The organism is Pseudomonas chaetocerotis, assembly GCF_015712105.2.
GTDB classification, from domain to species: domain Bacteria; phylum Pseudomonadota; class Gammaproteobacteria; order Pseudomonadales; family Pseudomonadaceae; genus Aquipseudomonas; species Aquipseudomonas chaetocerotis.
In genome coordinates, this window is the sequence record NZ_JACFYX020000014.1 from 93402 (window position 1) to 117217 (window position 23816).

At 61.5% G+C, this 23816-nt stretch carries 26 protein-coding genes; 24 read left to right on the forward strand and 2 right to left on the reverse strand.

From position 1 onward, the window contains the following. Positions 1 to 9: 9 nt before the first annotated feature. On the forward strand, positions 10 to 927 hold the full coding sequence (gene secF, locus H3221_RS21730; protein WP_196476554.1) for a protein translocase subunit SecF: 918 nt from the start codon (positions 10 to 12) through the stop codon (positions 925 to 927). Between the two features lie 118 nt (positions 928 to 1045). Continuing rightward, entirely contained in the window at positions 1046 to 1588 is a 543-nt protein-coding gene (locus H3221_RS21735) for a glycine zipper 2TM domain-containing protein (protein WP_196476553.1), read from the forward strand. Between the two features lie 57 nt (positions 1589 to 1645). Here the strand turns inward: H3221_RS21735 and suhB are convergent, their stop codons facing one another. Continuing rightward, the gene (gene suhB / locus H3221_RS21740; protein WP_196476552.1) at positions 1646 to 2461 is read right to left on the reverse strand and encodes a type III secretion system regulator SuhB; all 816 of its coding nucleotides are present in this window, start codon (positions 2459 to 2461) and stop codon (positions 1646 to 1648) included. Positions 2462 to 2606: 145 nt separating this feature from the next. Here suhB and trmJ point away from each other — a divergent pair, with 145 nt between their 5' ends. From trmJ to H3221_RS21850, 22 genes are all read left to right on the forward strand, one after another. Then, on the forward strand, positions 2607 to 3386 hold the full coding sequence (gene trmJ / locus H3221_RS21745) for a tRNA (cytosine(32)/uridine(32)-2'-O)-methyltransferase TrmJ (protein WP_196476582.1): 780 nt from the start codon (positions 2607 to 2609) through the stop codon (positions 3384 to 3386). Continuing rightward, on the forward strand, positions 3379 to 4164 hold the full coding sequence (cysE, locus tag H3221_RS21750; protein WP_160019821.1) for a serine O-acetyltransferase: 786 nt from the start codon (positions 3379 to 3381) through the stop codon (positions 4162 to 4164). Before trmJ ends, cysE begins: the two co-directional genes overlap by 8 nt. Before the next feature lie 138 nt (positions 4165 to 4302). Beyond that, positions 4303 to 4794 (forward strand): Fe-S cluster assembly transcriptional regulator IscR, encoded by a 492-nt coding sequence (iscR, locus tag H3221_RS21755; RefSeq protein WP_196476551.1) that lies wholly within the window; start codon positions 4303 to 4305, stop codon positions 4792 to 4794. 30 nt (positions 4795 to 4824) lie between these two features. Then, a complete protein-coding gene (locus H3221_RS21760) occupies positions 4825 to 6039 on the forward strand; it encodes an IscS subfamily cysteine desulfurase (RefSeq protein ID WP_196476550.1) in 1215 nt (404 codons plus the stop codon). Between the two features lie 73 nt (positions 6040 to 6112). After that, on the forward strand, positions 6113 to 6499 hold the full coding sequence (gene iscU, locus H3221_RS21765; RefSeq protein ID WP_003246233.1) for a Fe-S cluster assembly scaffold IscU: 387 nt from the start codon (positions 6113 to 6115) through the stop codon (positions 6497 to 6499). Positions 6500 to 6512: 13 nt separating this feature from the next. Further along, a complete protein-coding gene (gene iscA, locus H3221_RS21770; RefSeq protein ID WP_017675181.1) occupies positions 6513 to 6836 on the forward strand; it encodes an iron-sulfur cluster assembly protein IscA in 324 nt (107 codons plus the stop codon). Positions 6837 to 6845: 9 nt separating this feature from the next. Further along, the gene (gene hscB / locus H3221_RS21775) at positions 6846 to 7367 is read left to right on the forward strand and encodes a co-chaperone HscB (RefSeq protein WP_196476549.1); all 522 of its coding nucleotides are present in this window, start codon (positions 6846 to 6848) and stop codon (positions 7365 to 7367) included. A 45-nt stretch (positions 7368 to 7412) separates the two neighbouring features. Further along, entirely contained in the window at positions 7413 to 9278 is a 1866-nt protein-coding gene (gene hscA / locus H3221_RS21780; RefSeq protein ID WP_196476548.1) for a Fe-S protein assembly chaperone HscA, read from the forward strand. Positions 9279 to 9281: 3 nt separating this feature from the next. Further along, on the forward strand, positions 9282 to 9623 hold the full coding sequence (gene fdx, locus H3221_RS21785) for an ISC system 2Fe-2S type ferredoxin (protein ID WP_037049601.1): 342 nt from the start codon (positions 9282 to 9284) through the stop codon (positions 9621 to 9623). 105 nt (positions 9624 to 9728) lie between these two features. Beyond that, positions 9729 to 9929: a Fe-S cluster assembly protein IscX gene (gene iscX, locus H3221_RS21790; RefSeq protein WP_196476547.1), complete on the forward strand. Its 201-nt coding sequence runs from the start codon at positions 9729 to 9731 to the stop codon at positions 9927 to 9929. A 101-nt stretch (positions 9930 to 10030) separates the two neighbouring features. Beyond that, the gene (gene ndk / locus H3221_RS21795) at positions 10031 to 10462 is read left to right on the forward strand and encodes a nucleoside-diphosphate kinase (protein WP_072426064.1); all 432 of its coding nucleotides are present in this window, start codon (positions 10031 to 10033) and stop codon (positions 10460 to 10462) included. Between the two features lie 26 nt (positions 10463 to 10488). Further along, entirely contained in the window at positions 10489 to 11637 is a 1149-nt protein-coding gene (rlmN, locus tag H3221_RS21800) for a 23S rRNA (adenine(2503)-C(2))-methyltransferase RlmN (RefSeq protein ID WP_196476546.1), read from the forward strand. 13 nt (positions 11638 to 11650) lie between these two features. Further along, the gene (pilW, locus tag H3221_RS21805; RefSeq protein WP_196476545.1) at positions 11651 to 12412 is read left to right on the forward strand and encodes a type IV pilus biogenesis/stability protein PilW; all 762 of its coding nucleotides are present in this window, start codon (positions 11651 to 11653) and stop codon (positions 12410 to 12412) included. Further along, positions 12409 to 13398: a RodZ domain-containing protein gene (locus H3221_RS21810; RefSeq protein ID WP_196476544.1), complete on the forward strand. Its 990-nt coding sequence runs from the start codon at positions 12409 to 12411 to the stop codon at positions 13396 to 13398. Before pilW ends, H3221_RS21810 begins: the two co-directional genes overlap by 4 nt. A 3-nt stretch (positions 13399 to 13401) precedes the next feature. Further along, positions 13402 to 14514, forward strand: coding sequence for a flavodoxin-dependent (E)-4-hydroxy-3-methylbut-2-enyl-diphosphate synthase (gene ispG / locus H3221_RS21815; protein ID WP_160019813.1), 1113 nt, complete (start codon positions 13402 to 13404; stop codon positions 14512 to 14514). Between the two features lie 20 nt (positions 14515 to 14534). Further along, complete coding sequence (gene hisS / locus H3221_RS21820; protein WP_160019812.1) at positions 14535 to 15821, forward strand: histidine--tRNA ligase; 1287 nt, start codon at positions 14535 to 14537, stop codon at positions 15819 to 15821. Positions 15822 to 15853: 32 nt separating this feature from the next. Beyond that, positions 15854 to 16492, forward strand: coding sequence for a tetratricopeptide repeat protein (locus H3221_RS21825; protein WP_160019811.1), 639 nt, complete (start codon positions 15854 to 15856; stop codon positions 16490 to 16492). Then, the gene (gene bamB / locus H3221_RS21830; RefSeq protein WP_160019810.1) at positions 16485 to 17636 is read left to right on the forward strand and encodes an outer membrane protein assembly factor BamB; all 1152 of its coding nucleotides are present in this window, start codon (positions 16485 to 16487) and stop codon (positions 17634 to 17636) included. Before H3221_RS21825 ends, bamB begins: the two co-directional genes overlap by 8 nt. A gap of 113 nt (positions 17637 to 17749) precedes the next feature. Further along, the gene (gene der / locus H3221_RS21835; protein WP_017675169.1) at positions 17750 to 19228 is read left to right on the forward strand and encodes a ribosome biogenesis GTPase Der; all 1479 of its coding nucleotides are present in this window, start codon (positions 17750 to 17752) and stop codon (positions 19226 to 19228) included. 141 nt (positions 19229 to 19369) lie between these two features. Beyond that, positions 19370 to 20518 carry a pyridoxal phosphate-dependent aminotransferase gene (locus H3221_RS21840; protein ID WP_196476543.1) on the forward strand — a complete coding sequence of 383 codons (1149 nt, stop codon included), beginning with the start codon at positions 19370 to 19372 and terminating at the stop codon, positions 20516 to 20518. A 73-nt stretch (positions 20519 to 20591) separates the two neighbouring features. Next, positions 20592 to 21374: an amidohydrolase gene (locus tag H3221_RS21845; protein WP_196476542.1), complete on the forward strand. Its 783-nt coding sequence runs from the start codon at positions 20592 to 20594 to the stop codon at positions 21372 to 21374. An 11-nt stretch (positions 21375 to 21385) separates the two neighbouring features. After that, on the forward strand, positions 21386 to 21847 hold the full coding sequence (locus H3221_RS21850; RefSeq protein ID WP_224490736.1) for a hypothetical protein: 462 nt from the start codon (positions 21386 to 21388) through the stop codon (positions 21845 to 21847). Positions 21848 to 21932: 85 nt separating this feature from the next. Here the strand turns inward: H3221_RS21850 and leuA are convergent, their stop codons facing one another. Then, positions 21933 to 23603: a 2-isopropylmalate synthase gene (leuA, locus tag H3221_RS21855; RefSeq protein ID WP_196476541.1), complete on the reverse strand. Its 1671-nt coding sequence runs from the start codon at positions 23601 to 23603 to the stop codon at positions 21933 to 21935. Positions 23604 to 23816: the final 213 nt, after the last annotated feature.

A 23816-nucleotide genomic window follows, 5' to 3' on the forward strand; every position in this document is an offset into this window, starting at 1 on the left:
GGTGCAGCCATGATCAAGTCAACCATTCGTTTCATGGCGATCCGCAATATCGCCTTCTCCATTACGGTCGTGCTGACGCTGATCGGTCTCGGCGCGCTGTTTTCCAAGGGGCTGAATTTCGGCCTGGATTTCACCGGTGGCACCCTGATTGAACTGCAGTATGAGCAGCCGGCCAACCTTGATCTGATCAAGGCCGAGCTGGGCCAGGCAGGTTATGCCGACGCCGTGGTGCAGAGTTTCGGCGCCAGTACCGATGTGCTGGTGCGTCTGGCTGGCGATTCCCCTGACCTGGGCAATGAAGTCGCGGCTGCGCTGCGCAAGGTCGACGAGGCTGCGCGCTTCGAGGTCAAGCGCGTCGAGTTCGTCGGCCCGCAGGTGGGTGAGGAACTGCGTGACCAGGGCGGTATCGCCATGCTTCTGGCGCTGGGCGGGATCATGCTCTACCTGGCTTTCCGCTTTCAGTGGAAGTTTGGTATTGGTGCGATCGCATCCTTGGTGCACGACGTGGTGATCACCTTGGGTGTGCTGGCGTTCTTCCAGGTTCCCTTCGACCTGACGGTGCTGGCGGCGGTGCTGGCGATGATCGGTTACTCGCTCAACGACACCATCATCATCTACGACCGGATTCGCGAGAACTTCCGCGTGCTACGCAAGACCTCGCTGATCGAGAACATCGACGTATCGATCACCCAGACCCTGCTGCGTACCATCGCCACCTCGCTGTCCACTGCGCTGGCGCTACTGGCGTTGCTGTTCTTCGGTGGTGACGTGCTGGCGGCCTTCGCCCTGACCTTGCTGGTCGGTGTGGTGGTGGGGACCTACTCCTCGGTCTATATCGGTGCCACCGTGCTGGTGTGGCTGAAGCTCAGCGTGGAGGATCTGATTCCTCCAGTGGCCGAAGCTGAAGCCGACGACGGTCGTCCATGATGTTGTGATGGACTTCATGAAAGACAGCGAAAGCCGCGGCAAGTCGAACTTTTCGCGGCTTTTTGCTGTCCTAGGCAAGGAGAAAGGGCGCGAGTCGCCGAGCCTAGGAGACACAAAAATGAATAAATCACTGTTGGTAGGTGCCGTACTGGGTGCTGTGGGTGTGACCGCTGGTGGTGCTGTCGCCACTTACAGCCTGGTTGATCGCGGCCCGGATTATGCCGAGGTGCTGGCTGTAACCCCGATCAATGAAACCGTGAAAACCCCGCGGGAAGTGTGCAAGGACGTGACGGTCACTCGTCAGCGTCCGGTGCAGGATCAGCACCAGATTGCCGGCACCGCTATCGGCGCCATTGCGGGCGGTCTGCTGGGTAATCAGGTCGGTGGTGGTACTGGCAAGAAGATCGCCACCGTCGCTGGTGCGGTCGGCGGTGGTTACGCCGGCAACAAGATTCAGGAAGGCATGCAGCAGCGTGACACCTATACGACCACCGAAACCCGCTGCAATACCGTGACTGACACCAGTGAGAAGCTGGTGGGCTATGACGTGAAGTATCAGTTGGGCGAGAAGGTCGGTACCGTGCGCATGGATCGTGATCCGGGTAGCCGCATTCCGATCAATGATCAGGGTGAGTTGGTGCTGGTGCAGCAGGCTCAGTAAGAATCTAAAGCAAAAAAAAACGCCCCTCGGGGCGTTTTTTTATTGCTCGATGGATAATCAGCGCTTCATCGACGGTGCCAGGTGCGGCTGGATCGCAGTCAGTACGGCCTTGAAGCACTTGGTGTTGCCGGCAACGATCTGGCCTTTCTCGAGGAACTCGTGGCTGCCGCTGAAATCGCTGACCAGGCCGCCTGCTTCCTGAATCAACAGGGCGCCAGCTGCCATGTCCCACTCGGACAGGCCGAATTCCCAGAAGGCGTCGTAGCGGCCGGCTGCGACATAAGCCAGGTCCAGACTGGCGGCACCGGCACGGCGTACGCCGGCGGTCTGGCCGACCAGGCTGCGGAACATGCCCAGGTAGTTCTCGAGGTTGTCCAGCTGCTCGTTGCGGAACGGGAAGCCAGTGCCCAGCAGTGCGCCGTCCAGGCTCTTGCGGTTGCTCACGCGCAGGCGGCGACCGTTGAGAGCGGCGCCACGGCCACGGCTGGCGGTAAACTCTTCCTGGCGAACCGGGTCGAGAACGATGGCATGCTCGAGGCGGCCCCGGTATTTGCAGGCGATGCTGATGGCGAAGTGTGGAACGCCACGGATGAAGTTGGTGGTGCCATCCAGCGGGTCGATGATCCACTGATAGTCAGCGCCGTCGCCACTGCCTTCCAGGACGCCACCTTCTTCCCCCAGGAAGCTGTGGGTCGGGTAGGCCTTGCGAATGGCCTGGACGATCATCAGCTCGGCGGCCTTGTCGACCTCGGTGACGTAATCGTTGGCATCCTTCTCGTCTACCGAGATGACATCCAGGCGCTCGATGGAGCGAAAGATCATTTCACCGGCGCTGCGAGCGGCGCGCAGGGCGATATTCAGCATGGGCTGCATGGGAGGTTCACCTGGGGCGTTAAAGAAAGCCGGCCATGTTAGCAGAAAACCGTTGTCGTTGAAGCGCCGTCTGTACGTTGCATGGCATTAATCGGAGGGCTTGGGTAAGATCGATGCCCCCTGAAGATTTCTGAGAGTGTCTGCGTTGCTGGACAATATTCGCGTGGTTTTGGTGGGCACCAGTCATCCGGGCAACATCGGCGGCGCGGCGCGGGCGATGAAGAACATGGGTCTGTCGCGCCTGGTGCTGGTCGAGCCGGAGGATTTTCCTAGTGGCGATGCTGTGGCGCGTGCGTCCGGCGCGACCGATGTGCTGGATGCTGCTCATGTCGTCGGTAGTCTTGAAGAGGCGCTGGTCGGTTGCAGTCTGGTGATTGGCACCAGTGCCCGTGATCGGCGCATTCCCTGGCCGCTGCTGGATCCGCGCGAGTGCGGCGTGACCAGTTGCGAGCAGGCTGCTGCTGGCGGCGAAGTGGCGTTGGTGTTCGGTCGTGAATATGCCGGCTTGACCAACGAGGAGCTGCAGCGATGTCAATATCACGTGCATATCCCGTCCAATCCCGAGTTCAGTTCGCTGAATCTGGCGGCGGCGGTGCAGGTGCTGGCCTACGAGGTTCGTATGGCGTGGCTCACGGCGCAGAATCTGCCGACCAAGGTAGAGAAGCTGGAAGCCACTGCGATGCTTAACACCCAGGCAGCGACGGCAGATGAGTTGGAGTCCTTCTACGGTCATCTGCGGCGCGTACTGGTGATGATCGGGTTCCTCGATCCGCAGAAGCCGCGGCACCTGATGACGCGCCTGCGTCGCCTTTATGGGCGCAGTGCGGTGAGTAAGCTGGAGATGAATATCCTGCGCGGCATCCTTACCGAGACAGAGAAGGCCGTGCGTGGAGAGCCTCACAAGCAGGGGAAGTCTGATGTTTGAGCGCATTCGAGAAGATATCCAAAGTGTTTTCCATCGTGATCCGGCAGCGCGCAATGCCTTCGAGGTGGTGACCTGCTATCCGGGTCTGCATGCGGTCTGGTTGCATCGTGTGGCGCATGCTCTGTGGCGTTCGGGTTGGAAGTGGCTGGCGCGCGTGGTGTCCAACTTCGGGCGCTGGATGACCGGTATCGAAATCCATCCGGGTGCCAAGATCGGACGGCGCTTCTTCATCGATCACGGCATGGGTATCGTGATTGGCGAGACCGCCGAGATCGGTAATGACGTTACGCTCTATCAGGGTGTGACGCTGGGCGGTACCAGCTGGAACAAGGGCAAGCGCCATCCAACCTTGGAGGACGGTGTCGTGGTTGGCGCTGGGGCCAAGGTGCTGGGGCCGTTCACGGTCGGTGCGGGTGCCAAGATCGGCTCCAATGCGGTGGTGACCAAAGCCGTGCCGGCTGGGGCGACTGCAGTTGGCATTCCCGGCAAGATCATCGTCAAGTCCGATGATGAGCAGGAAGCCAAGCGTCAGGCCATGGCCGAGAAGATCGGTTTTGATGCCTATGGCGTCGGTCAGGACATGCCCGACCCGGTGGCGCGCGCCATCGGCCAGTTGCTCGATCATCTGCATGCTGTCGATGGTCGCCTGGAGGGGGTGTGCAAGGCGTTGACGGCCCTGGGTAGCGACTATTGCGCCAAGGATTTGCCTACCTTGCGCGACGAGGACTTCGCCGACGTGTGCAAGGATCAGCAGCAGAGTGACAAGCCTGCTGCCTGATGCGCGCAGAGGCGGCATTTGCTATCATGTCGCCTCTTTTTGCGGTCAATCCTGAGTAAATCAATCGGTCTTATAGTTGACTTAAATACTCGGAAATTGCATACTTCGCCGCAATTCAGTGATTCGTGGTAGAGAGCCATGCGACTGACCACCAAAGGCCGTTACGCCGTTACCGCCATGCTGGATCTGGCGCTGCACGCACAGCACGGTCCCGTTTCCCTGGCCGATATATCCGAGCGGCAGGGCATTTCCCTGTCTTATCTCGAGCAACTGTTCGCCAAACTGCGCCGTGGCAGTCTGGTTTCCAGCGTCCGTGGCCCGGGTGGTGGCTATCAGCTTTCGCGTGACATGCGCGGCATTCAGGTGGCTCAGGTGATCGATGCGGTCAACGAGTCGGTCGATGCCACGCGTTGCCAGGGGCAGGGCGATTGCCACTCTGGCGACACCTGTCTGACCCATCACCTGTGGTGCGATCTCAGTCAGCAGATTCATGAGTTCCTCAGTGGCATCAGCCTGGCCGATCTGGTCGCGCGCCGTGAGGTTCAAGAGGTCGCGTTGCGCCAGGATCAGCGCCGCTGCACTGGCAGGACGCCGCGTCTGGATAAGATTGAAGCGTCTGCCATCGAGTGAGCAGGGCGTTTGCCTGATAGGAGAAACCCAATGAAATTGCCCATTTACCTCGATTATTCCGCCACCACGCCGGTAGATCCGCGTGTTGCGCAGAAGATGAGTGAATGCCTGCTGGTCGACGGTAACTTCGGCAACCCGGCCTCGCGTTCCCACGTCTTTGGTTGGAAGGCTGAAGAGGCTGTAGAAAACTCTCGTCGCCAGGTGGCTGAGCTGGTCAATGCCGACCCACGCGAGATCGTCTGGACCAGCGGCGCTACCGAGTCCAACAACCTGGCGATCAAGGGCGTTGCGCACTTCTACGCCAGCAAGGGCAAGCACATCATTACCTCGAAGATCGAGCACAAGGCGGTGCTGGACACCACCCGTCAGCTCGAGCGCGAAGGCTTCGAGGTGACCTATCTGGAACCGGGCGAAGACGGCCTGATCACGCCGGCCATGATCGAGGCGGCGCTGCGTGAGGACACCGTGCTGGTGTCGGTCATGCACGTCAACAACGAAATTGGCACCATCAACGATATCGCTGCCATTGGTGAGCTGACCCGCTCCCGTGGCGTACTGCTGCATGTCGATGCTGCGCAGTCCACCGGCAAGGTGGAAATCGATCTGGAGAAGATGAAGGTCGATCTGATGTCCTTCTCCGCGCACAAGACCTACGGCCCCAAGGGCGTCGGTGCTCTATACGTGCGCCGCAAGCCGCGTGTGCGCCTGGAAGCGCAGACTCACGGTGGCGGTCACGAGCGCGGTATGCGTTCGGGTACCCTGGCCACTCACCAGTGCGTCGGCATGGGCGAAGCGTTTCGTATCGCCAAGGAAGAAATGGCTGCAGAAAATCAGCGTATTGCTGCTCTGCGTGATCGTTTCTACCGCCAGCTGGAAGACATGGAAGAGCTGTACGTGAATGGCAGCCTGACTGCTCGCGTGCCGCACAACCTCAACCTGAGTTTCAACTACGTCGAGGGTGAGTCGCTGATCATGGCGCTCAAGGACCTCGCCGTATCGTCCGGTTCGGCCTGCACCTCGGCTTCCCTGGAGCCGTCCTACGTGCTGCGCGCCCTGGGCCGCAATGATGAGCTGGCGCATAGCTCGATTCGCTTCACCTTCGGTCGTTTCACCACCGAAGAAGAGGTCGATTATGCCGCTGCCAAGGTCCGTGAGGCCGTGGACAAGCTGCGCGAGCTGTCGCCCCTGTGGGATATGTTCAAAGAAGGTGTCGACATTTCCTCCGTGGAATGGGCAGCACACTGATAGCTGCCGAGGTGGATCGCTCGATGGGCGATCCCGCCTGAAGAGCGGCACCTGATGAGAGAGGAAGTACAACATGGCTTACAGTGACAAGGTCATCGACCACTACGAAAACCCGCGTAACGTCGGCAAGCTGAACGCTGAAGACCCGGATGTCGGTACCGGCATGGTCGGTGCGCCGGCCTGCGGCGACGTGATGCGCCTGCAGATCAAGGTCAACGAGAGCGGCGTCATCGAAGACGCCAAGTTCAAGACCTACGGCTGCGGTTCCGCTATCGCCTCCAGCTCTCTCGCTACCGAGTGGATGAAGGGCAAGACCCTGGATGAGGCCGAGAGCATCAAGAACACTCAGCTCGCCGAAGAACTGGCACTGCCGCCCGTGAAGATTCACTGCTCCGTGCTCGCCGAAGATGCCATCAAGGCTGCCGTGCGCGACTACAAGCAGAAGAAAGGCTTGCTCTGATACGAGGTTTGTAATGGCCATCACCATGTCTGAAGCAGCTGCCCGCCACGTGCAACGCTCTCTTGAAGGGCGCGGCAAGGGCGAGGGTATTCGCCTCGGTGTGCGCACTACCGGTTGCTCCGGCCTGGCCTACGTGCTCGAGTTCGTTGATGAGCTGGCGGCAGAGGATCAGGTATTCGAGAGCCATGGCGTCAAGGTGATCATCGATCCCAAGAGCCTGGTCTATCTCGATGGCACCGAACTGGACTTCGTCAAGGAAGGCCTCAACGAGGGCTTCAAGTTCATCAACCCCAACGTGCGCGGCGAATGCGGTTGCGGCGAAAGCTTCAACGTTTGAGGCGCTCGCGTGGGTAATCCTTGTCATTTCGCCCTGTTCGACCTGCAGCCGAGCTTTCGCCTCGATCTGGAGCAGCTGGCTGCTCGCTACCGTGAGCTGGCGCGTCAGACTCATCCTGATCGTTTTGCTGATGCCGGTGAGCGTGAGCAGCGTCTGGCGCTTGAGCGCTCGGCCTGTCTCAACGAGGCTTATCAGGTTCTGAAAACGCCATCTCAGCGTGCGCGCTACCTGCTTGCGATGCGTGGCCCCGAGCTGCCGCTGGAGGTGACGGTGCAGGATCCTGACTTCCTCCTGCAGCAAATGCAGCTGCGTGAAGAGTTGGAAGAGCTGCAGGATGACGCCGATCTTGCTGGTGTCGCAGTCTTCAAGCGTCGCCTGAAAACAGCGCAGGAGCAGCTCAACGAGCGCTTTGCTGCATGCTGGGATGACGAAACTCGCCGTGAAGAGGCCGAGCGCCTGATGCGCCGCATGCAGTTCCTCGACAAGCTCTCTCATGAAGTGCGCCAATTAGAAGAGCGCCTCGACGATTAACCTGTAGGTTGCCACGGCAGCCTGCCTGATGACTTCAAGAAGACCATGGCCTTATTGCAGATCGCCGAGCCCGGGCAGAGCCCGCAACCGCACCAGCGCCGTCTGGCGGTGGGGATTGACCTGGGTACCACCAACTCGCTGGTTGCCGCTGTGCGTAGCGGCCTGGCCGAGCCCTTGGCTGACGATGATGGCAAGGTCATCCTGCCGTCTGCCGTGCGTTACCACGCTGGAAGCATCGAGGTCGGCGAGTCGGCCAAGTTGGCCGCCGCCAGCGATCCGCTCAATACCGTGCTGTCGGTCAAGCGCCTGATGGGGCGCGGTATCGCCGACGTGCATCAGCTCGGCGAACAGATGCCCTACCGCTTTGCGGCAGGCGAGTCGCACATGCCTTTCATCGAGACGGTGCAGGGGGCGAAGAGCCCGGTCGAGGTGTCGGCGGAAATTCTCAAGACCCTGCGTTTACGCGCAGAGCAAACCTTGGGCGGTGATCTGGTCGGTGCTGTGATTACCGTTCCGGCTTATTTCGATGACGCGCAGCGTCAGGCCACCAAGGACGCTGCGCGCCTGGCCGGTCTGACCGTGCTGCGTCTGCTCAACGAGCCTACTGCCGCTGCAGTCGCTTACGGACTGGATCAGAAAGCCGAAGGTGTGGTCGCTATCTATGACCTGGGCGGCGGCACGTTCGATATTTCCATCCTGCGCCTGACCGGCGGCGTGTTCGAGGTGCTGGCTACCGGCGGCGACAGCGCGTTGGGTGGTGACGATTTCGATCATGCCGTGGCTGACTGGATAATCCAGCAGGCCGGCATTTCCAGTGATCTCGATCCGGCGACCCAGCGCAGTCTGCTGCAGGCCGCCTGTGTGGCCAAAGAAGGGCTGACGGATGCCGATAGCGTCGAGCTGAGTCACGGTGATTGGCGTGGTTCGCTGTCACGCACGCAGCTCGATGCGCTGATCGAGCCGATGGTGGCGCGCAGTCTCAAGGCTTGTCGTCGCGCCGTGCGTGATTCCGGTGTTGAGCTCGAAGAGGTGGGTGCTGTGGTCATGGTCGGTGGCTCCACCCGTGTGCCGCGTGTGCGTGAGGCTGTCGGCGAGCTGTTCGGTCGTGCGCCGCTGACCAACATCGACCCGGATCAGGTGGTGGCCATTGGTGCTGCGATCCAGGCCGATGCCCTGGCCGGCAATCAGCGTGACGACGGCGAGGAGTTGCTGTTGCTGGACGTGATCCCCCTGTCGCTCGGCCTGGAAACCATGGGCGGGCTGATGGAGAAGGTGATCCCGCGCAACACCACCATCCCGGTGGCGCGTGCGCAGGAATTCACGACCTACAAGGATGGCCAGACGGCCATGATGATTCATGTGCTGCAGGGCGAGCGCGAGCTGATCGCCGATTGCCGATCCCTGGCGCGTTTCGAATTGCGCGGCATTCCGCCGATGGTGGCAGGGGCGGCGAAGATTCGCGTGACCTTCCAGGTCGATGCGGACGGTCTGCTCAGCGTTGCTGCGCGGGAGCTGGCTTCCGGCGTCGAGGCGAGCATTCAGGTCAAGCCGTCTTATGGCCTGACCGATGGCGAAATTGCACGCATGCTGCAGGACTCCTTCCAGAACGCCGGTGATGACAAGGCGGCCCGCGTGCTGCGTGAGCAGCAAGTCGATGCCCAGCGCCTGATCGAGGCGGTCGAGGGTGCGCTGGAAGTCGATGGCGAACGCCTGCTGGATGCCGAGGAGCGCGAGGTTATTGAGTTGCAGGTGCAGGAACTGCGTGAGCTGCTGGCTGGCAGCGATGGTCTGGCCATCGAGCGGCAGACCAAGCGCTTGTCGCAGGTCACTGACGCCTTCGCGGCCCGCCGCCTGGATTCGACGGTAAAAGCTGCTCTGGCCGGGCGCAATCTGAATGAGATCGAGGAATAATTGATGCCGCAGGTAATTTTTCTGCCTCACGAGCGATTCTGCCCGGATGGTCTGGTGGTGGAGGCTGAGCCTGGCGTTTCCATCCTCGAGTTGGCGCATGAGCACCATATCGAGATGGAAAGTGCCTGTGGTGGTGTTTGTGCCTGCACCACCTGTCACTGCATCGTGCGCGAGGGTTTCGACTCGCTGAACGAGGCTGACGAGCTGGAAGAGGACTATCTGGACAAGGCCTGGGGGCTCGAGGCTCAGTCTCGTCTGGCCTGTCAGGCCATCGTCGGTGAGGAAGATCTCACCGTCGAGATTCCCAAGTATTCGCTCAATCACGCGGCTGAAGCGCCGCACTGACGGGTAGCTCCCTCAACCGGCGTTTCGCGCCACCTTCTCCCGAAGGGAGAGGGGCCTGGGGAGGGCGTCGCTACGTGACCTTCACGTTAACCAGGAAGCATCATCATGAGTCTGAAATGGGTGGATGTGCTGGATATCGCCATCGAGTTGAGCGAGCAGAAGCCGGATATCGATCCGCGCTACGTCAACTTCGTCGATCTGCACCGCTGGGTCGTGGAGTTGCCCGAGTTCTCCGATGACCCGCAGCGTGGGGGCGAGAAGGTACTGGAGGCGATACAGGCCGCCTGGATCGAAGAGCTTGACTGAAACAGGCGCTTGCGGCGCCTGCCCTACGCTTTTAACCGGAACCCGCGTATAATTCGCGGGTTTAATTTTTCGCTTTAACCCTAAAGTTTCTGGAGCTTCACATGGCTGTTCAACGTACTTTCTCCATCATCAAGCCTGACGCCGTTGCCAAGAACGTCATCGGTGAGATCACCACCCGTTTCGAAAAAGCCGGTCTGCGCGTCGTCGCTTCGAAGATGGTGCAACTGTCCGAGCGTGAAGCCGCTGGTTTCTATGCTGAGCACAGCGAGCGCGGCTTCTTCAAGGACCTGGTCGCCTTCATGACCTCCGGTCCGGTCATCGTTCAGGTTCTGGAAGGTGAAGATGCCGTTCTGAAGAACCGCGAGCTGATGGGTGCTACCAACCCGAAAGAAGCTGCTGCCGGCACCATCCGTGCTGACTTCGCCGTTTCCATCGACGAAAACGCTGTTCACGGTTCGGATTCCGAAGCCTCTGCTGCTCGCGAGATCGCTTACTTCTTCTCCGCTACCGAGCTGTGCGCGCGCATTCGCTGATTGGCGAATGAAGCGAGGGTGAAGCCATGACCAATACCACCGGCAAGATCAACCTGCTGGGCCTGACCCAGCCGGAAATGGAACAGTTCTTCGAGTCTATTGGCGAGAAGCGCTTCCGTGCCGGCCAGGTAATGAAGTGGATTCATCACTTTGGCGTCGATGATTTCGCCGCCATGACCAATGTCGGCAAGGTCTTGCGCGAAAAGCTCGAGGCCTCTGCCGAGATTCGCGGCCCGGAAGTGGTCAGCGAAAACATTTCTGCCGATGGCACGCGCAAGTGGGTAGTGCGGGTGGCGTCGGGTAGCTGTGTGGAGACCGTGTATATCCCGCAGAACGGCCGTGGCACCCTGTGCGTCTCGTCGCAGGCCGGCTGCGCCCTGGATTGCAGCTTCTGCTCCACCGGCAAACAAGGCTTCAATAGCGACCTGACCAGCGCCGAGATCATTGGCCAGGTATGGATCGCCAACAAATCCTTCGGCAGCGTGCCGGCCAAGGTCGACCGTGCCATCACCAACGTGGTGATGATGGGCATGGGCGAGCCGCTGTTGAACTTCGATAACGTCGTCTCAGCCATGCAGATCATGATGGACGACCTTGGCTACGGTATTTCCAAGCGTAAGGTCACCTTGTCCACCTCCGGCGTGGTGCCGATGATCGACAAGCTGGCTGAAGTCATCGACGTGTCCCTGGCCCTGTCGCTGCACGCGCCCAACGACGAACTGCGCAACCAGTTGGTACCGATCAACAAGAAATACCCGCTGGAAATGCTCCTGGCCGCCTGCAAGCGCTATATCTCCAAGCTTGGCGAGAAACGTGTGCTGACCATCGAGTACACCCTGCTCAAGGGGGTCAACGATCAGCCCGAGCACGCTGAGCAGATGATCGCACTTCTGGCCGATGTACCTTGCAAGATCAACCTGATTCCGTTTAATCCCTTCCCCTTCTCGGGGTACGAGCGGCCGAGCAATAACGCCATTCGCCGCTTCCAGGACCTGTTGCACAAGGCTGGCCATAACGTCACGGTACGTACTACCCGTGGTGACGATATCGATGCTGCCTGTGGCCAGTTGGTTGGTCAGGTCATGGACCGTACTCGGCGCAGCGAGCGCTACATCGCCGTGCGCCAGTTGGGCAACGAGGCGCAAGAGCCTCATGCTGCCACCAATCGAAATTGAAGAGAGGATGTCTATGACCCTGCGCCCAGCGCTGTTATTGCTCGTTGTCAGTCTGCTTGGTGGTTGTGTGACCACGGGCGATGTCGACCCCATGCGTACGGCGAAAGGGCGTGACGAAGCACGTGATGCCTATGTGCAACTGGGTCTTGCCTACATCCAGCAGGGCGATACCCAGCGCGCCAAGGTGCCGCTGAAGAATGCCCTCGATCTGGATTCCTCCAGTGCCGACGCGCATGCCGCTCTGGCCCTGGCCTTCCAGTTGGAGATGGAACCGAAGCTGGCCGATGAGCATTTTCGCAAGGCTCTGTCCCAGCGGCCGGATGATGCCCGCCTGCTCAACAATTACGGCGGCTTCCTGTTCGAGCAGAAGCGCTACAAGGAGGCGATGAGCACGTACCTCAAGGCCGCGGAGGACAACCTCTATCCAGAGCGCTCGAGGGTTTTCGAGAACCTGGGGATGACTGCTGTGCAACTCGGCCAGCGTGAGCAGGCCAAAGAGTACTTCCAGCGCGCCTTGCGCCTGAGCAGCAGACAGCCGCGCGCATTGCTGGAGATGGCTGCGATGTCCTACGAGGACAAAGAATATGTACCGGCTCGTGCCTACTACGACAGCTACAGCGAAATAGCGCCACAGAATGCGCGCAGCCTGCTGCTCGGCGCGCGTCTGGCCGAGGTGTTCGAGGATCGTGACAAAGCCGCCAGCCTGGGGCTGCAGTTGCGTCGCCTGTATCCGGCCTCTCAGGAATATCAGCAATTTGTTTCGGGGCAACAATGAAAGCGGCACATAGCGAAGTGACTCAGCCGATGCCGAGCAACCCGGGTGAAAGCCTGCGTCAGGCCCGGGAGGTCAAGGGGTGGAGCGTTACTGAAGTGGCGACTCAGCTCAACCTGACTCCGCAGCGTCTTGCCCAGATCGAAGCCGGAGCGTTCGACAAACTGCCGGGTACCACCTTCGCCCGTGGTTACATTCGCGCCTATGCCAAGCTTCTCGAAATGGACCAGAACCGGCTGGTGCTGGAGTTCGATCAGTTCACGGGGACCGATGCCACCGGCAGTAGCGTGCACGCTCTTGGCCGCATCGAAGAGCCCGTTCGTTATTCGCAGAGCATCCTGCGCTTAGTGAGCTTTCTGCTGCTGCTGGCATTGATCGGCGCTGGTTTTCTCTGGTGGCAGGATCAGGGCCGTCCGGTGGCCAGTCTGGCTGACCTGGGGCTCGAGCATGTGGAAGTGGAGGGTGCCGACGGTACCACTCAGGTGCACTCGCTCGCCGAGCCGGAAGATCAGGCGGTAATCGCTGCTCAGGGTGGCGAGCAGGGCACCCCACTGCTGCTGCCGGAGGCACCAGGCGAAACAGCGGAAGAGGCTGTTTCCACGGTGCAGCCTGCCCCTGCTGTCGAAGCAGATACCACTGAAAGCGCACCAGAAGCTCCTGCTGACCCTGTGGCGAGCGCGCCGGCAGTCGTCGCCACACCGTCTGCGCCTGTTGCCGAGCCGTCTGCACCCGTCGCTGTTGCTGCAGGACAGGGCGCGCTCAACGTGCAGTTCACCGCCGATTGCTGGACTCAGGTTACTGATGCCGACGGTAAGGTCCTGCTCAGTGCACTCAAACGCAGTGGTGAGCGCGTCGAACTTGCCGGCAAGGCACCTCTGGAACTGCGCCTGGGCTTTGCCCGTGGTGCCCAAGTGACCTACAACGGCGAAAGCGTGGACATTGAGCCGCACATGACTGGCGAAACCGCGCGCCTGAAATTGGGGTTGTAAAGCATGCATTGCGAATCACCGATCAAGCGCCGACTGTCGCGCAAGATCTGGGTTGGCTCGGTTCCGGTGGGCGGCGATGCGCCGATCGCGGTCCAGAGCATGACCAACACCGACACCAACGATGTGGCGGCTACCGTGGCGCAGATTCAGCGCCTGGAAGATGCCGGCGCCGATATCGTGCGCGTTTCGGTGCCGGACATGGACGCCGCCGAAGCCTTCGGCCTGATCAAGCAGCAGGTGCGCGTACCGCTGGTGGCCGATATTCACTTCGACTACCAGATCGCGCTGCGCGTGGCTGAACTGGGCGTCGACTGCCTGCGTATCAACCCCGGCAACATCGGCCGCGAAGATCGCGTCAGGGCGGTGGTCGAGGCAGCCCGTGACAAGGGCATCCCGATCCGTATCGGCGTCAATGCCGGCTCACTGGAAAAGGATCTGCAGAAGAAGTACGGCGAGCCGACTCCCGAAGCATTGGTCGAGTCCGCGCTGCGCCATGTCGAGCACCTCGATCGTCTCAATTTTCCGGACTTCAAGGTCAGTGTGAAGGCATCGGATGTGTTCATGGCCGTTGAGGCCTATCGCCTGCTGGCCAAGCAGATCGAGCAACCGCTGCACCTGGGTATCACCGAAGCCGGCGGGCTGCGCTCCGGTACTGTAAAGTCCGCCGTCGGCCTGGGCATGCTGCTGGCCGACGGAATTGGCGATACCATCCGCATCTCGCTGGCCGCCGACCCGGTGGAAGAGATCAAGGTCGGTTTCGACATTCTCAAGTCTTTGCGCCTGCGTTCGCGTGGCATCAACTTCATCGCCTGCCCGAGCTGCTCCCGGCAGAACTTCGATGTGGTCAAGACCATGAACGAGCTGGAGGCCCGCGTCGAAGATCTGTTGGTGCCGCTGGATGTGGCCGTGATCGGCTGCGTGGTCAATGGTCCCGGTGAAGCCAAGGAGGCGCATATCGGCCTCACTGGCGGTAGCCCGAACAACCTGGTCTACATCGACGGCAAGCCGGCCTCTAAGTTGACCAATGAAAATCTGGTGGACGAGCTGGAGAAGCTCATTCGCGACAAGGCAGCCGAAAAGGTCGCCGCCGATGCCGCTGTGATCGTGCGCGGCTGATCCGTGCGTAAGGAATACAATTGAGCAAGTCCCTGCAAGCCATTCGTGGCATGAACGACATCCTGCCGGAGCAGACGCCTGCCTGGCGCTACCTGGAAAATACTCTGGTCAGCCTGCTCGATGGCTATGGCTACAAGGAAATCCGCCTGCCCATCGTCGAGTACACCGAGCTGTTCGCTCGTGGTATCGGCGAGGGTACCGACGTGGTCGACAAGGAGATGTACACCTTCCTCGACCGCAACGAAGAATCCCTGACCTTGCGTCCCGAGGGCACTGCCGGTTGCGTACGCGCCGTGCTCGAGCATGGTCTGTCCGGTGGTGGCCAGGTGCAGAAGCTCTGGTACGCCGGCCCCATGTTCCGTTACGAGAAGCCGCAGAAAGGCCGCTATCGTCAGTTCCATCAGGTGGGCGTGGAAGCGTTCAACCTGCCTGGGCCGGACGTCGATGCGGAATTGATCGTGCTCACCTGGCGCCTGTGGAAGCAGCTTGGCCTGGCCGATGCCGTGACCCTGCAGCTCAACAGCCTGGGCTCCAGCGAGGCGCGTGCGGCTTATCGCGATGCACTGGTGGCCTACCTGCAGGAACGGTTCGATCAGCTCGACGAAGACAGTCAGCGCCGTCTGACCACCAATCCGTTGCGCATCCTCGACAGCAAGAACGAGGCGACCCAAGCCGCGCTGGTTGGCGCGCCGACACTTGGCGACTACCTCGATGAGGAGTCGCGCCTGCACTTCGAGGGCGTCAAGGCGCGCCTGGATGCGGCGGGCATTCGCTACCAGATCAACCACAAGCTGGTGCGTGGCCTGGATTACTACAATCGCACCGTGTTCGAGTGGGTCACCGACAAGCTTGGCGCCCAGGGCACGGTATGTGCCGGTGGTCGTTACGATGGCCTGGTGGCGCAACTGGGTGGCAAGGCCACGCCGGGTGTCGGCTTCGCCATGGGCGTCGAGCGCCTGGTGTTGCTGCTCGATACCCTGCAACTGCTGCCGGCCGAGCTCAACCGTGCCGCCGATGTCTACGTCTGCGCCTTTGGCGAGGCGGCTGAGCTGGCGGCGCTGACGCTGGTCGAGCGTCTGCGCGACGAGTTGCCGGGGCTGCGCCTGTTGCTCAACTCCGGTGGTGGCAGTTTCAAGAGCCAGTTCAAGAAGGCCGACAAGAGCGGCGCACGCTATGCGCTGATTCTGGGGGACGACGAATTGGCAGGGCGCGTGGTAGGTTGCAAACCGCTGCGCGACGACAGTGAACAACAAAGTGTTGCCTGGGATGCTCTGGCTGAGCATCTGGCTGCCTGCCAGCAGGCCTGAGCAGGTTCTCGATTAGGAGTACGGGGTTAGACATGCAGACCGAAGACGAAGAGATCGCGCAACTGAAGGACTGGTGGGATCGTAACGGCAAGCCTTTGCTGGCCGGTGGCGTACTGGCACTGGTAGCCGTATTCGGCTGGCAGGGCTGGCAGAAGTACCAGGACAATCAGGCGCAAGGGGCCTCGGTGCTTTACCAGCAACTGCTGGAAACCGCGCTGGACCCGGCCGGCAAGCCCGATGCCGCGAAAGTTGCCGAATTGGCCGGCAAGCTCGACAACGAGTTCGGCGGTACCCACTACGCCCAGTACGGCAGCCTGTTCGTCGCCAAGGTCGCCGTCGAGGCAGACCGCCTCGATGATGCCGCTGCAGCGCTGCAGCGCGTACTCGACAAGCCTGCTGACGCCACGCTCGGTGAGCTGGCACGTCAGCGTCTGGCGCGTGTGCTGGCCGCGCAGGACAAGGCCGATGATGCACTGAAACTGCTCGATGCCCAGGTCGAGGATGCCTTCCTCGCCAGCCGTGAAGAGCTCAAGGGCGACCTGCTGGTACAGCTGGGTCGCAGCGATGACGCGCACGCTGCCTATCAGAAGGCCAAGGATGCGCTGGCCGAAGATGCCGCTGTTGGCGGTCTGCAGATGAAGCTGGACGACCTGGCAAAAGGGGATGCGTGACGTGATGCGTTGGAAAAATGCCGCACTGCTGGCTCTGGCCGTTCTGGTCGTGGGTTGCAGCAGCAATAGCAAGAAGGAACTGCCACCCGCCGAACTGACCAAATTCGACGAAGAAGTCGAGTTGCGCACCGAGTGGAGCCGCTCTGTCGGTGACGGTCAGGGCGAAACCTTCAACATGCTGGTACCGGCCATCGATGGCGAGGTGATCTACGCCGCCGACGTCGAAGGCCTGGTCATGGCCATGGACCGCAACAGCGGCAAGGTCATCTGGCGCAAGAAACTCGAAATCCCGGTTTCCGGTGCCATTGGCGTTGGCTACGGCCAGGTGTTGCTGGGTACGCTCAAGGGCGAAGTGATAGCGCTCGACTCCAGCGATGGTGAAGAACAGTGGCGCTCGCGCGTGACCAGCGAAGTGCTGGCTGCGCCGGCCAGCAACGGCGATATCGTCGTGGTGCAGACCCAGGACGATCGTCTGATCGCTTTCGATGCCAGCACCGGTAGCCAGCGCTGGATCGTTGAAAATACTCCGGCCGTACTGACCCTGCGTGGCACTGGCGCTCCGCTGGTGACCAACCGTCTGGTGGTCGCTGGCCTGTCCAGTGGCAAGGTGGTCGCGGTCGACGCCCAGCGCGGCCTGCCCGTGTGGGAACAGCGTGTAGCCATTCCGCAAGGCCGTTCCGAGCTGGAGCGCGTGGTAGACATCGACGGCGGCCTGCTGCTGTCCGGTGGCACTGTCTACGCGGTGAGCTACCAGGGTCGAGTCGTGGCCATGGATCTGGAGTCCGGCCGCGTGCTGTGGCAACGCGAGGCATCGAGTTCGGTAGGCGTCGCTCAGGGCTTCGGTAACGTGTACGTCAGCCATGCCAGCGGCACCGTCGAAGGTATCGACGAGCGCAGTGCTTCGGCGCTGTGGAGCAACGATTCCCTGGCGCGCCGTCAGTTGTCGGCACCGCAAGTGTTCTCCAGTTATGTGGCCGTGGGTGATGTGGAGGGCTATCTGCATCTGCTGAGCCAGGTCGATGGCCGTTTCGTCGGTCGTACCCGTATCGACAGTGATGGCCTTCGCGCCCAGCCGTTGGTGGTGGGGGATTGGCTGTACGTCTACGGCAACAGCGGCAAGTTGGTGGCACTGACCATCAAATGAACCGACTATGCTGCATCCAGACCTGAGTCTTGGATGCCGCAGCGCAACAGATTCCGGCCGCTGCCCCTGCAGCGGCCTTTGCATTTTCTGAATTAACTCAAGTGGAGAGCCTGATGGTTCCCGTAATTGCCCTGGTGGGCCGGCCGAACGTCGGCAAGTCCACACTCTTCAACCGCCTGACCCGCAGCCGCGACGCCATCGTCGGCGACCTGTCCGGTCTGACCCGCGACCGCCAGTATGGCGAGGCGAAGTGGCAGGGGCGCACCTATATCGTGATCGACACCGGTGGTATTTCCGGTGACGAAGAAGGCATCGACGCGAAGATGGCCGAGCAGTCGCTGCAGGCCATCGAAGAGGCTGACGCCGTGCTGTTCCTGGTGGACGCGCGCGCCGGCATGACCGCTTCCGACCAGATGATCGGTGAGCACCTGCGTCGTCGTAACAAGCAGAGCTTCCTGGTGGTGAACAAGGTCGACAACCTTGACGTTGACCTGGCCCGCGCCGAGTTCAGTCCCATGGGGCTGGGCGAGCCGCTGGCGATTGCCGGTGCTCATGGCCGTGGCATCACCCAGATGCTGGAAGTGGTGCTCGGCGCCTTCCCCAAGGATGCCGGTGAGCCGGAAGAGGGCGCCGAAGAAGAGGAAGAGGTGCTCGAAGGCCAGGAGGCCAAGCGCATTCCCGGTCCGAGCGAGAAGGATGGCATCAAGCTCGCCATCATCGGCCGCCCCAACGTGGGCAAATCGACCCTGGTCAACCGCATGCTGGGTGAAGAGCGGGTCATCGTCTATGACCAGGCCGGCACCACCCGCGACAGCATCTACATCCCGTTCGAGCGTGACGACGAGAAGTACACGCTGATCGATACCGCTGGCGTGCGCCGTCGCGGCAAGATCTTCGAGGCCGTGGAGAAGTTCTCCGTGGTCAAGACGCTGCAGGCCATTCAGGACTCCAACGTCGTGGTGTTTGTCATGGACGCCCGCGAGGGTGTGGTCGACCACGACCTCAACCTGCTTGGCTTCGTGCTGGAAAGCGGCCGCGCTCTGGTCATCGCCCTGAACAAGTGGGACGGCATGGATCAGGGCCAGAAGGATTACGTGAAGACCGAGCTGGAGCGCCGGCTGTTCTTCGTCGACTTTGCCGATATCCACTTCATCTCCGCCTTGCACGGCACTGGTGTCGGCCATCTGTACAAGTCGGTGCAGGCCTCGTTCAAGTCAGCCATCACTCGCTGGCCCACCAGCCGCCTGACGCAGATTCTCGAAGATGCCGTGAGCGATCACGCGCCGCCTCTGGTCAATGGTCGCCGCATCAAGCTGCGCTATGCCCACCTGGGGGGCGCCAACCCGCCGCTGATCGTGATCCACGGTAACCAGGTCGACGCGGTCCCGCGTGCCTATTCCCGTTATTTGGAAAACACCTTCCGCCGTGTGCTGAAACTGGTCGGTACGCCGATTCGCATCGAGTACAAGGGCGGCGAGAACCCCTACGAGGGCAACAAGAACAAGCTCACCGACCGTCAGGTGAACAAGAAGCGCCGGCTGATGAGCCACCACAAAAAGGCTGAGAAGAAGCGCAAGGACAAGCGTAAGTAAGCGCTGTCGCAGCGTGCGCGCCGGGGATCACTCGGCGTGCACGGCATAAGCTTCCAACACATTTTCATAAGCGCTGTGGGTGCCGCCTGCAGCGCCCTTCGGCTATTCTCGCGGCTTGCCTTGTTCCTCTTGGAAGTCGCGATGCTCGTCAGCAAACTGCCCAACGTTGGCACCACCATCTTTACGCGGATGTCCCAGCTCGCACTGGAGACCGGTGCGATCAATCTCTCCCAGGGCTTCCCTGATTTCGACGGGCCGCAGGCACTGCGCGAAGCTGTGGCGCGCCACGTCATGGAAGGGCGCAACCAGTATTCGCCGATGACCGGGCTGCCGAGCCTGCGTCAGCAGGTTGCGGCCAAGATCGCCCGCAGCTATGGCGTGCAGCGTGATGCCGACAACGAGATCACCATCACCCCCGGCGCCACCGAGGCGATCTTCTGCGCGGTGCAGGCGCTGATTCGTCCGGGTGATGAAGCCATCGTCCTCGACCCTTGCTACGACAGTTACGAGCCGTCGGTGGAACTGGCCGGTGGCCGTTGCGTGCATGTGCCGCTGGCATTGCCGGATTTCGCCGTGGACTGGCAGCGTCTTGCCGAGGCGATCACGTCGCGCACCCGACTGATCTTTCTCAATTCACCGCACAACCCCAGCGGCGCGCTGCTGACCCGTGCCGATCTGGACAAGCTGGCCGAGCTGATTCGTGGCCGCGATATCCATGTGATCAGTGACGAGGTCTATGAGCACCTGATCTACGACGGCGCCCGCCATGCCAGCGTACTGGCCCACGACGAGCTGTATCAGCGTGCCTTCGTGGTCAGCTCCTTCGGCAAGACCTACCACGTGACCGGCTGGAAGACCGGCTACGTGGTGGCACCGCCCGCGCTGACTGCCGAGCTGCGCAAGATTCACCAGTACGTCAATTTCTGCGGCGTGACGCCACTGCAGTTCGGCCTGGCCGATTTCATGGCCGCCCACCCCGAGCATGTCGAAGAGCTGCCAGCCTTTTACCAGGCCAAGCGTGACCTGTTCTGCGACCTGCTGGCGGGTTCGCGTTTCACCTTCACCCGCGCGCCAGGCACCTACTTTCAGTTGGCTGATTACTCGGCCATTCGCCCGGATCTGGACGATGTGGCCATGGCCGAATGGCTAACCCGCGAGCACGGCGTAGCGGCGATTCCGGTGTCGGTGTTCTATCAGTCGGCGCCCAAGGAGATGCGCCTGGTGCGCTTCTGCTTCGCCAAGCGCGAGGAGACCCTGCGCGAGGCTGCCGAGAAGCTGTGCGCGGTGTGATGGTAGGGCGGGGGTAACCCGCCTGTGAGGTGTTGGCGGGTTTCATCCGCCCTACGGCGAGCGAGGCGCCCCAATGAGCGACAAAACCGATCTCGAACTGGCACTGATCCAGACCACCCTGGCCTGGCACGACCCTGCCGCCAATCGCGAGCACTTCCAGGCATTGCTGGAACAGGCGCGCGGCGCCGATCTGGTGATCCTGCCGGAAATGTTCACCACCGGATTTTCCATGGAGTCGGCCGAGCTGGCCGAGCCCGAGGATGGCCCTAGCAGCGTCTGGCTGCGTGAGCAGGCGCAGCGTATCGATGCGGTGATCTGCGGCAGCCTGATCATCCAGGTGGCGGACGGCAGTTACCGCAATCGCCTGCTCTGGGCGCGCCCGGATGGCTCTTTGGCGCACTACGACAAGCGTCATCTGTTCCGCATGGCCGGCGAGCACAAGCATTACAGCGCAGGTGACGAGCAACTGGTGTTGGCGCTCAAGGGCTGGCGAGTGCGCCCGCTGATCTGCTATGACCTGCGCTTCCCGGTATGGAGCCGTGACGCCGGTGGTACCGATCTTCTGCTGTATACCGCCAACTGGCCAGGGGCGCGCCGCCAGCACTGGAACCGCCTGCTACCGGCGCGAGCCATCGAGAACCTGTGCTATGTCGCGGCTGTGAACCGCGTCGGAGAGGACGGCAAGGGCCATGGCTATACTGGCGATTCTCAGGTGCTGGATTTCCAGGGCGAGGCGCTGCTGGCGGCAGGCGATGGTGATGGTGTGTTCCGCATCCGGCTGTCGAGCGAGGCACTGGCCGCTTACCGCGAGCGCTTCCCCGCGCACCTGGATGCCGATGCCTTCACCTTGAACTGACCAGGAGCTACATGAACATGGACGTACAGCAGAGCAATCCCTTCCAGCCTCCGCAGGCTGAACTGCAACAGGCCACCACGCAGCAGTCGCCGCTCTACAGTGTCGCGGGTGTGGGTCTGGCGACCTTCATCGGCACGCCGCTCGCTGGCGCCTGGCTGCTGGCGCATAACCTGCAACTGCTCGGCCAGGCCCATCGCGTGGCAATGGTCTGGGGTATTTCCGTCTTCCTTCTGGTGGTTACCTTGGTCCTGGCTTTCGTCTTGCCGGAAGAGGTGCCCGCCATGCCGTTCGCCATCGCACAGTTAATGGCGATGATCATGTTTGCCAAGAGCCTCATGGAGGCCGATCTCAAGCAGCATGCCGAGGCCGGTGGTGCGTTTCTGTCCAACTGGCGGGCCGCGGGTATCGGTCTGATGTTCACCCTCGGCCTGGCCGCGCTGATGTTCGCGGTGCTGATGATCGTCGAGATGTAAACGTCTTGATTCCCGGATTTGATCCGGGCTACGCATACGAAAACGCCGGGCAATGCCCGGCGTTTTCGTGTTCGGCGCTGAAGAATCAGGCCGCTTGCGACTCGGCCTGGCTCAGGGCGCGGTTCAGCGCGCTGAACAGGGCGCGGAAGCTCGCCGTGGTCAGGTTCTCGTCGATGCCGATACCGTGCAGGGCACGACCGCCGTTGACGCGCAGTTCGATGTAGGCCGCCGCCTTGGCATGGGTGCCGGCGCCAATGGCGTGCTCGCTGTAGTCCATGACTTCGACAGCGACCGGCAGCGCAGCCGCCAGCGCTTCCAGCGGGCCTTTGCCGATGCCGCGCCAGTGGTGGTTCTCGCCACCTTCGACGACCTCTACATCCACTGCACTGGTGCCGTTCTCTTCCTGCAGGCGATGGCCTTTCAGGGCGTAGGGCCTGCGCGCTTGCAGGTACTCGGTTTCGAGCAGTTGATGGATCTGTGCGGCAGTCATTTCCAGGCCGAGACGGTCGGTTTCACGCTGCACCACCTGGCTGAACTCGATCTGCATGCGACGCGGCAGGCAGATGCCGTACTCCTGCTCGAGCAGGAAGGTGATGCCGCCTTTGCCCGACTGGCTGTTCACGCGAATCACCGCCTCGTAGTCGCGGCCAATGTCGGCCGGATCGATCGGCAGGTACGGTACTTCCCACAGGGCGTCTTCCTTCTGCTGGGCGAAGCCCTTGCGGATGGCGTCCTGGTGCGAGCCGGAGAAGGCGGTGTGAACGAGGTCGCCGACATACGGGTGGCGCGGGTGTACCGGGATCTGGTTGCAGTCCTCGACCACCTTGCGTACGGCGTCGATGTCGGAGAAGTCCAGCTGCGGATCGATGCCCTGGGTGTAGAGATTCAGCGCCAGAGTCACCAGGCAGACGTTACCGGTGCGCTCGCCGTTGCCGAACAGACAGCCTTCGACACGGTCTGCTCCGGCCATTACCGCCAGTTCCGAGGCAGCGACGCCCGTGCCACGGTCATTGTGGGTGTGCACGCTGATCAGCACGCTGTCGCGGCGGTCGACATGGCGGCCGAACCACTCGATCTGGTCGGCGTAGTTGTTCGGCGTGGCGCACTCGATGGTGGCCGGCAGGTTGAGGATCAGCTTGTTCGTCGGGGTCGGTTGGAACACGCCGATCACCGCGTTGCACACCTCGACGGCGAAGTCGATTTCGGTGCTGCTGAACACTTCTGGCGAGTACTCGAAGCCCCACTGGGTTTCCGGTGCGGCATCGGCCAGGCGCTTGATGGTGGTGCCGGCGGCCACGGCGATGGCTTTGACGCCGGCCTTGTCCTGATTGAAGACGATCTTGCGGAAGCTCGGCGCGCAGGCATTGTAGTAGTGGACGATGGCCTTCTTCGCGCCCTTGAGCGACTCGAAAGTGCGCTCGATCAAATCGTCACGGGCCTGGGTCAGCACCTGGATGGTGACGTCGTCGGGGATGTGGCCACCCTCGATCAGCTCACGGACGAAGTCGAAGTCGGTCTGCGAGGCGGACGGGAAGCCCACTTCGATTTCCTTCAGGCCCACGGCCACCAGACACTTGAAGAAGCGCATCTTCTTCTGCGCATCCATCGGCTCGATCAGCGACTGGTTACCGTCGCGCAGGTCGGTGGACAGCCAGATCGGTGCCTGGTCGATGATCTTGTCCGGCCAGGTGCGATCCGGAATCTGGATCTGGGTGAAGGGGCGATACTTCTTCGACGGGTCTTTGAGCATGGTCATGGTGAAAATCCTTGGGTCCAGACGCCTTGTCTGGGAAACGAATAGGGCGGTCGACGGTGGCCGGATGGCCGCAGAGATTCAGCCCCGCAGTCGCGGGCTGACCAGGCGTAGGCAGCGATGTTGCCGTAGCAGAATGAGGGTATGTGCAGTGTTCATGCTGCCAACCCTAGTGATCTTGATGAAGGCTGGCAAGCATTGCGTGAAAATTGGTAG